Genomic DNA, 8,639 nt, shown 5'->3' on the forward strand with positions numbered 1-8,639 from the left:
CTTTGACGGTCGCCATTGTTTGAATCGCAAGGTCACTATAAAGAACTGACGCGCCGGGTTTGCCGCTCAACTCCTCGACCACCCACTGCCCCAGCACAGATTCTTCGATCCAGAAGGTGAGGCTTCCCCTAGCCTTCAATCCAGCGTTATACTCTGACCAGTTGCGGATGCGGTATTGAGGTTTCATGGCAGGTTTTATATGTGATAACTGAAATTTACCATGCCTCTCCTGCCCGCAACCCCTCTTTCATGCAACAACGCCGCACCAATACCAACGAGTTGAGATACGATCTCTCGTCCACAATCGCCACTGGCTCCGATGACTGAAACATCCATGTTCCCAACTCTCTATGCCCTTCCCTCTAGTAAACCACGGTTGAATCGTTTCCTGCGGTTTTGTTTAAGCATCTCAAGATATGTCGCAAGGCTTATCTGTTTTGAGTTTTGAGTTTTGAGTTTTGAATAGATGTTCTATGCTTCATTACATGTTGAGCCGTTTATGCGCCCTTCCCGTTCACGCTTGATAGGATCAAAACTGTAGAAGCCGTCCCTTGAACAAAGACAGGTCACGTTGTGAACGCCTCACAGCGAGGCATTCCTGTTGAGTGTCATACAAAATCCTGCTATAAGGTAGAACTAAACCCCACCGCCTGACGGCACATCCCCTACCCTGCGGGAAGCCGCTTCACGTCTAGAGCAAGGGGAGGTTGGGAGGGGTCTCTGAAATAGTGCTACTTTCCGAATCGGATTCCGTATCATACGTTCGTTCTCCGGATGGTGATTAGCAACGTGGACTTTTGATATGCAGCCATCAACGTCCCTTCAGTGGCACGCCATCCCGCTCGCCCAGGTTTTGGAAACGCTGAAGAGTACCACAGGAGGGTTGACCCATGCGGAAGCCCAAGTTCGCTAAGAGTATTACGGAGCTAACCGTCTACCCCAATCGCCTCCACCCAGTATCTGGCATATTTGGGGACGACAGTTTTGCAGCTCCCTGATCTATATTTTGGGATTGGCAGCCGTGGTCTCGGTTTTGATTGGCGATCGCAAAGATGCTGCCTTCATCGCGTTAGCCGTGTCGGCCATTCCTGAGGGACTGCCTGTGGCGTTAACGGTGGCCTTGGCGATCGCCACCCATCGCATGGCGAAACGGGGCGTGATTGTGCGGCGATCGCCCCGTCGTCCCAAGGGTTAAACTACGAATCTGTCCCCGTATACTGCACACGATAGATCCGGCCATTCATCTCTTCTGTAAAGAGAAGACTCCCATCCGGCATCACCAACAGCCCCACCGGACGCCCCCAAGTAGTCGGGCCACGGGGATCCACCAAAAATCCCGTAAGGAAATCCTCGTAATACCCGTCCGGTTCGTTAGCGTCGTTAAACGGAATAAAAACGAGTTTATAACCAGTTCCTTCATTGCGATTCCAGGATCCGCGCATAGCCACAAAGGCTCCGTTTTGGTAGCGTTCCGGAAAGGTCGATCCATCATAAAACTGGAGGCCGAGCGCTGCAGAATGGGCTTGAAAGAGAACATCGGGCGTTTGGGTTTGGGCGGCTAGGGTTGGATTGCGACTTTGATCGCCTTGCATTTGGCGCGGATCGAGCAAGTCTGGTTTGAGATAGGTATAGGGCCAACCATAGAACGCTCCAGGCTGAAGTCGAGTAAAAAAGTCAGGAACGAGATCATCCCCAATGCCATCGCGTTCGTTAACCGTGGTGTAGAGGTCGCCCGTTTGGGGATGAATGGCTAACCCGACCGGATTTCGCAATCCAGAGGCAAACACCTGAGTATCAGACCCATCCCAATTCATCGACAGGACAGAGGCTCGCGGCAGAGGTTCCTCGTCTACGTTCGTTTCCGATCCCACCGAGACAAAGAGTTTCTGCCGTTCGGGAGACACGATGACATTTCTCGTCCAGTGCTGGTTATAGCCCTGTCCGGGTAGAGGCGCGATCGCCTCTCCGGTTCCGGTCAATTGATCTTGTCCTTTGTCGTAGGGAAAGCGCATCACCGCATCGGTATTGCCCACAAAGAAATAGCCCGGAGCAAACGCCATCCCAAAGGGGAGATTCAAACCGTTCTCTGCTGTCGCAAACGTAATGCGCTCATCGGCAGCACCATCCTTCGTTGTATCTTTGAGGTGCAAAATGCGATTATTGCGACTTTCGACCACCAGCACATCGCCACTGGGCGTTAAGGCGAGCCACCGGGGGCGATCCAGCCCATCCGCAAAGACATTAACCGTGAAGCCATCCGGTACGTTCAGGACAGGATTGGCCGGAACCGGAATCACGGTTGGGGGTTTCGATGCGCTCTGGGTTGCAAAGGGACGGGGCAAATCCTCCACCGTAATCCGAATCGGAGATGGGGGCAGCGGTTGGGTCGGAATAATGCTGGCTGAGTCAGGGGCGATCGCCCCATCGTCTGCAGCAAGAGTTGTGGAGCGAGGGTCGGAGGCTGGGGTTGCGGTAGATGCCCCCGTAGAGTCTACCGCAGGCGCACACGATACGGTACATGCCCCCAGAAGGAACGCTCCAAACACAAGCGGGATCGAAAGATGGCTCATACTTTCAGCTTGAAAAACGCAGAACGGGAATCGTTACCCTTATCCAGCCTAGCGCAGCCCTAAAGCAAGTGCAGGGGGTAGGGGAATTCCTGTGGTGCATCCCACTGAACTTAAGCCGACACCAACGCTGACTCCGAAGCCATAGGCTGTTCATCCATGGCTAAATTCTCGTCCGTTGGCATTCCCTCCTGAACCAGGGACGGAGTTTTTCCTTGTTTTTGAACCAAATTCCCAACCATGGCAATGAGAGCATTCACTTGGCGGGTACGCCAGGCGTCCATCAGAGCCAAGGCTTGGTCGTAGGGCAATCGACGCAGCATCGCCTCCCGCAGATAGGCGGCATGGCGCTGTTCGTCTTGGGCAATGCTCATCAGTCCCTTTTTCAAACTCAAGCTGTCCGGTTCGTGATCGGGCAACACCTGCGCCATGCGGATAAAGTCATGATAGGAACTATCGCCTTTATCCTAATGGTTTTTCCACCGATAGGGCGTCGTCTAGGCGGCAAGACAACTTGACATTTGCCCTACTTTTTTAAGCTTCGACACAAACTGTAACTGAGACTACATTCAGGAACTATGATCGATATCTATAGGGATCTCGCTACTTTAGGCGCTAAACATTCATGGCTTCGCACTCCTCTCTTATGCCATCCGACGCGATCTACCATTGGCATACCCTAATGCCAGATAAGGTGTTGGTTCTCCTGGAGAGCGATCGCCAGCACGGTCTCACACGCGAACAAGTCCTGGAACGACAGCAGCGCTTCGGGCTGAATGAACTGGAGGATACAGGCGGTCGAAGTGGATGGACGATCCTGCTCGATCAGTTCAAAAATGTGATGCTGATTATGCTGATCGCGGTGGCAGCGGTGTCTGCAATTTTAGATCTGCGAGGAAATAATTTTCCGAAAGATGCGATCGCCATTCTGCTGATTGTGGGTCTGAATGCCGTTTTGGGCTATCTCCAAGAGAGTCGTGCGGAGAAAGCGCTGGCCGCCTTAAAACAACTGGCATCCCCGGTGGTGCGCGTCATCCGCGATGGGCAATTGCTAGAGGTTGAGGCAAGCGACTTGGTTCCTGGAGACATTTTTTGGATAGAGGCGGGGATGCAGATTGCTGCCGATGGTCTCCTCCTGGAAGCGATGAATTTGCAAGTCCGGGAATCGGCATTGACCGGGGAGTCCAATGCGGTGACGAAACGGGCGGGGGAGCCTTGTGACGTAGACACGCCCTTGGGCGATCGCCTCAACCTGGTCTTCCAGGGAACCGAGGTGGTCTATGGACGGGGTGTGGCCATTGTGATCAGTACGGGAATGCGAACCGAACTGGGACGCATCGCCACCATGCTGCAATCCGTAGAGTCAGAACCGACCCCCCTCCAGCAGCGCATGGAGCAGTTGGGCAATGTGCTGGTGGGTGGATCGATGCTGTTGGTGGCCTTGGTCGTGATCGGCGGCGTTTTAATCACAGGATGGAATCAGTTTGAGTCGCTGTTGGAGGTGTCGTTGAGTATGGCGGTGGCCGTTGTGCCGGAGGGACTGCCCGCTGTGATTACGGTGACTCTGGCACTGGGAACCCAGCGGATGGTGCATCGCCATGCCCTCATTCGCAAACTGCCTGCGGTAGAAACCTTAGGGTCAGTGACTCATATCTGTTCGGACAAAACAGGGACCCTGACCCAAAATAAAATGATTGTGCAAGCCGTCTACATCGATCGCGACGAAACGAACGGCTGCCACGTCAACATTACGGGCGACGGGTACGATCCCGCTGGAGAATTCCACCATGAGGGCTGTGTAATTGCGCCTGAGACTAGCTTGGTTCTTCGACGATTACTGGCGGGATGTGTATTGTGTAACGACGCAACCTTAAAACGAGAAGGTTCGGACTGGAGCGTACTTGGAGACCCAACGGAAGGGGCACTCCTCACCCTAGCGGCAAAGGCGAACATTCATAAACCAACGTGGCTAAGTCAGTGTCCACGGATACATGAACTGGCTTTTTCTTCAGAACGGAAGCGGATGAGCGTGATTTGTAAACTGAATCCCTCCGCGTCTAAGAATCTCTACCTGACGCATCCCTACTTGATGTACACAAAGGGATCACCAGAACTGGTGCTGAATCTTTGTACCCACGCCCAAGTTGGCGATCGCCCCTCTCCACTCACCCCCGAACATCGCCAGCGAATTCTACGCCATACCGATCAAATGTCGGGACGAGGTCTACGCGTGCTGGGGATTGCCTACCGCGAACTCATGGATATTCAAATCAATGATTCAACGAACATCGAACAACACATGACCTGGCTGGGCTTGGTGGGAATGCTGGATGCTCCCCGTCCAGAGGTCAAAGAGGCGGTGGTGCGGTGCCGACAAGCCGGTATTCATCCGATTATGATCACGGGTGATCATCAGCTCACGGCGCGGGTGATCGCGGAGGAGTTGGGGATTGCTCAACCGGGCGATCGCGTTCTGACTGGACAAGAGATCGAGCACCTAGGGGACGCTCAGCTTGATGAAGTCATGGGAAACGTCAGTGTCTACGCGCGGGTATCACCGAAACATAAGCTGCGAATTGTGCAATCGCTACAACGACAGGGACAGATTGTGGCGATGACGGGCGATGGCGTGAACGATGCCCCTGCCCTGAAACAGGCCAACATTGGCATTGCCATGGGGATTACCGGAACCGACGTTAGCAAAGAGGCCAGCGATATGGTGCTGCTGGACGATAACTTTGCCACCATCGTGGCAGCAACGGAAGAGGGACGAGTGGTTTACACCAATATCCGTCGCTTTGTGAAATATATCCTGGGTTCCAATATTGGTGAGGTGTTGACAGTCGCGGTCTCTCCGATTCTGGTTCCCTTGGGCGGCGTCCCCCTCACACCGCTACAAATTTTGTGGATGAACTTGGTCACCGATGGGGTGCCTGCGCTGGCGCTAGCAGTTGAACCTGCTGAACCTAGCGTGATGCAGCGTCCACCCCACGATCCCCAGGAAAGTATTTTTGCACGGGGATTGGGAGCCTATATGCTGCGGATTGGGTGTGTGTTTACGATTTTGGCCGTAAGTTTGATGGTGTGGTCGTATCACTATGCAGCGACGACGCCCGGAGATCCAGAACGCTGGAAAACGATGGTGTTTACAACGCTGTGTCTAGCCCAAATGGGACATGCGATCGCCATTCGATCCAACAGTCGCCTCACGATTGAGCTGAATCCGTTGAGTAATCCCTATGTGTGGGGAGCGGTGATTCTGACGACGATTCTGCAACTGATGCTAATCTATGTTCCACCCCTGCAAGAGTTCTTTGGCACCCATGTTTTGACAGCGAAGGAATTAGGTGTTTGTCTTGGGTTCAGTCTCCTCATGTTTGTCTGGATTGAGCTTGAAAAGTTATTTGTACGTTTTGCTAAACGGATGGGCTGGCCTATTAACGTGAGTGATTAGGACGCTAGCTGAGGCAGGTATTGCTCAACTTAGCAACCCATCCGGCTGCAAATGTCCTTATGAACTCGGAACCCTTATGGATGAACCCTTTGACGAAACGATTACAGAACCGATTACGGATACAGTTAGCCGTTTGCAACAGTGGTTGAGCGATCCCAATTTCATCAAGCTGCTCGTGGTGATCCTTGGGGCGATCCTGATTGCTGCCTTTTTTCAAATTTTACGACGATTCGCTATCCGACAAAGCCTGGATTCAGATACCCGCTATCGCATCCGTAAGGCGCTAAATCTCGGACGTTACTTGGTGATCGGGGTTTTTGCACTTCTCGTATTCAGCGACAGCCTGGTTCGCTTTACGGTCTTTTTTGGAGTGATCGGTGCAGGTGTTGCCTTTGCCCTGCAGGAAGTGATCACTAGTTTTGCCGGTTGGGTGGCGATCTCCTTTGGACAGTTCTATAAGCCGGGCGATCGCGTCCAATTAGGTGGCATTGTTGGTGACGTCATCGACATTAGCATTCTGCGAACCACGTTGATGGAATGCGGTGATTGGGTCAAAAGTGACCTCTATAATGGCCGCATTGTTCGCATTGCCAATAGTTTTGTCTTTAAAGAGCCAGTCTTTAACTATTCCGGTGATTTTCCATTTTTGTGGGATGAAATTATTATTCCCGTTAAATATGGGAGTGATTATCAGTGGGTGCGCCAAGTGCTGATGCAAGCCGCTCAAGACATCTGTGGTGAGTTTATTCCCACTGCCCAAACCCATTGGAACACAATGCTTCGCAAGTATTTGATTGAGGATGCTCGAGTTGAGCCGATGGTTACCCTCGTCACGACCGATAACTGGCTGGAATTTACCGTACGCTATGTCGTGAACTATAAACAACGTCGGAGTAAAAAAGACGAACTGTTTTCCCGAATTTTGGACGAGTTCATGCAATATAGTGATCGGGCTACCTTTGCCTCGACGACGGTGCATTTAGTGGATCTACCTCTTGTCAAGGTAAGGCTAGACTCATCCCCCTCTGACGCCTAGGGCTGATTGGATCGTCCTCAAAAACTCATGCATTGAACTTGGCGTAAAGCCAGAATGATACATTGAGGGAGCATCATGCTATTGTGCAATATTGCCTCAATGGGCATTCATGGACTCAGGCGTAAGTCGGGTTTGCGACGGGCGAATTCCTGGCAAGCGTGATGGCTCTATTCTCTAGTACGGTTCCCATGTATCTCAAACGGCTCCACCTCAAGCAATTTCGTAATTACGTTGATCAACAGGTGGAGTTCTTGGCTCCAAAAACCATCTTGGTTGGGGATAATGCCCAGGGGAAGTCGAATCTGTTGGAAGCGGTTGAACTGCTGTCTACGCTGCGATCGCACCGAGCCCTGCGCGATCGCGAACTGGTGTTGGACGGGGAATCAACGGGACAAATCACGGCGATTCTCACCCGCGATGCAGGTGACGTAGACCTTGCCCTGATCCTCCGCAGCAATGGTCGTCGCACCGTCGCCCAGAATGGCGTAACGCTAAAACGCCAGCTCGACTTTTTGGGACTTCTCAATGCGGTACAGTTTTCCAGTCTGGATTTAGACCTCGTGCGGGGCAGTCCGGGACAACGACGGGTTTGGATTGATGGGTTGCTGGTACAGCTAGAGCCTATCTATGCCCACATTTTGCAGGAGTACAACAAGGTTTTGCGTCAGCGCAACGCTCTGTTGAAAAGTCTCTTCAAAACGGATCGCTCAGGACAGACCGATGAGTCTACGCAACTGGCGATTTGGGATGCCCAACTGGCAACGATGGGGGTACGGGTGATTCGGCGGCGATCGCGCGTGATTCAACGGCTAGCTCCGATCGCCCAGGCATGGCATCAATCCATTAGCAGCAGTACAGAGATGTTGGAAATGCGCTATCTACCTAATGTTGCTATTGAGAAGGATGATCCCAGTGCCATCCAAGGTGCCTTTTTAGACAAAATCCAGCAACGGGCGATCGCAGAACAGCAGCAAGCGACAACGCTGGTAGGGCCGCATCGGGATGAGGTGGAGTTTTTGATTAACGGTACACCTGCGCGGCAGTATGGTTCCCAGGGACAGCAGCGCACCTTGGTGTTGGCGTTGAAGTTGGCGGAGTTGAAGCTGATCGAAGCGGTAATCGGAGAACCTCCCCTTTTGTTGTTGGATGATGTGTTGGCGGAACTGGATCTGAATCGTCAGGATAAGCTGCTGGAAACGATTCAGGATCATTTTCAAACGTTGATTACGACAACTCACCTGAATGCATTTGATGCGGAGTGGCTGAAGTCGTCGCAAGTGTTGAAGGTGGAACGGGGACAGATTGAGGGTTAAATCATAGACTTTTTCCTAGAAGGATAGGTCACCGTCCAAAGTTGATCGACACTAGGTGGTTCAATAGATTGTTGCGTCCCATCCGGCCAAACTATTTTCACAGATTCAATTGTTTCATGCTCGCCTAAACCAAAGTAAAGACGATAGTGTCCTTGCGAGAAATGGGATCCCTCAGCCGCACCAACTTCTTGGAGTTGCTGTTTCCCGTCTGGCGTTTCAATCCCTGCGGGTCGATTCCCCGCCGCTCTGCGGCGTAAAATGCCAGGATG

The 8,639-nt window shown here is 52.4% G+C and carries 8 protein-coding genes; 4 read left to right on the forward strand and 4 right to left on the reverse strand.

Annotated elements, in window-relative coordinates:
• The coding region (locus IGR76_12750; GenBank protein ID MBF2079350.1) for a transposase at positions 1 to 187 on the reverse strand (187 nt) is incomplete at its 3' end.
• An 834-nt stretch (positions 188 to 1,021) separates the two neighbouring features.
• Between IGR76_12750 and IGR76_12755 the strand changes: the two genes are divergently transcribed.
• Positions 1,022 to 1,195, forward strand: coding sequence for a hypothetical protein (locus IGR76_12755; protein MBF2079351.1), 174 nt, complete (start codon positions 1,022 to 1,024; stop codon positions 1,193 to 1,195).
• A 1-nt stretch (position 1,196) separates the two neighbouring features.
• Here the strand turns inward: IGR76_12755 and IGR76_12760 are convergent, their stop codons facing one another.
• Both IGR76_12760 and IGR76_12765 read right to left on the reverse strand, forming a co-directional pair.
• A complete protein-coding gene (locus tag IGR76_12760; protein ID MBF2079352.1) occupies positions 1,197 to 2,570 on the reverse strand; it encodes a PQQ-dependent sugar dehydrogenase in 1,374 nt (457 codons plus the stop codon).
• A gap of 110 nt (positions 2,571 to 2,680) precedes the next feature.
• A complete protein-coding gene (locus IGR76_12765; protein MBF2079353.1) occupies positions 2,681 to 2,998 on the reverse strand; it encodes a hypothetical protein in 318 nt (105 codons plus the stop codon).
• Between the two features lie 194 nt (positions 2,999 to 3,192).
• Here IGR76_12765 and IGR76_12770 point away from each other — a divergent pair, with 194 nt between their 5' ends.
• From IGR76_12770 to recF, 3 genes are all read left to right on the forward strand, one after another.
• A complete protein-coding gene (locus IGR76_12770; protein MBF2079354.1) occupies positions 3,193 to 6,021 on the forward strand; it encodes a cation-translocating P-type ATPase in 2,829 nt (942 codons plus the stop codon).
• Positions 6,022 to 6,097: 76 nt separating this feature from the next.
• Positions 6,098 to 7,057, forward strand: a complete 960-nt coding sequence (locus IGR76_12775) for a mechanosensitive ion channel (protein ID MBF2079355.1) — start codon at positions 6,098 to 6,100, stop codon at positions 7,055 to 7,057.
• A 188-nt stretch (positions 7,058 to 7,245) separates the two neighbouring features.
• A complete protein-coding gene (gene recF, locus IGR76_12780; GenBank protein ID MBF2079356.1) occupies positions 7,246 to 8,370 on the forward strand; it encodes a DNA replication/repair protein RecF in 1,125 nt (374 codons plus the stop codon).
• On the opposite strand, the gene IGR76_12785 is transcribed toward recF, so the two are convergent.
• Positions 8,367 to 8,639, reverse strand: a 273-nt coding sequence (locus IGR76_12785; protein MBF2079357.1) for an ASPIC/UnbV domain-containing protein, incomplete at its 5' end; no start/stop codon positions are given. The genes recF and IGR76_12785 overlap by 4 nt on opposite strands.

The sequence above is a fragment of the Synechococcales cyanobacterium T60_A2020_003 genome (genome assembly GCA_015272205.1).
Lineage (GTDB): Bacteria > Cyanobacteriota > Cyanobacteriia > RECH01 > RECH01 > JACYMB01.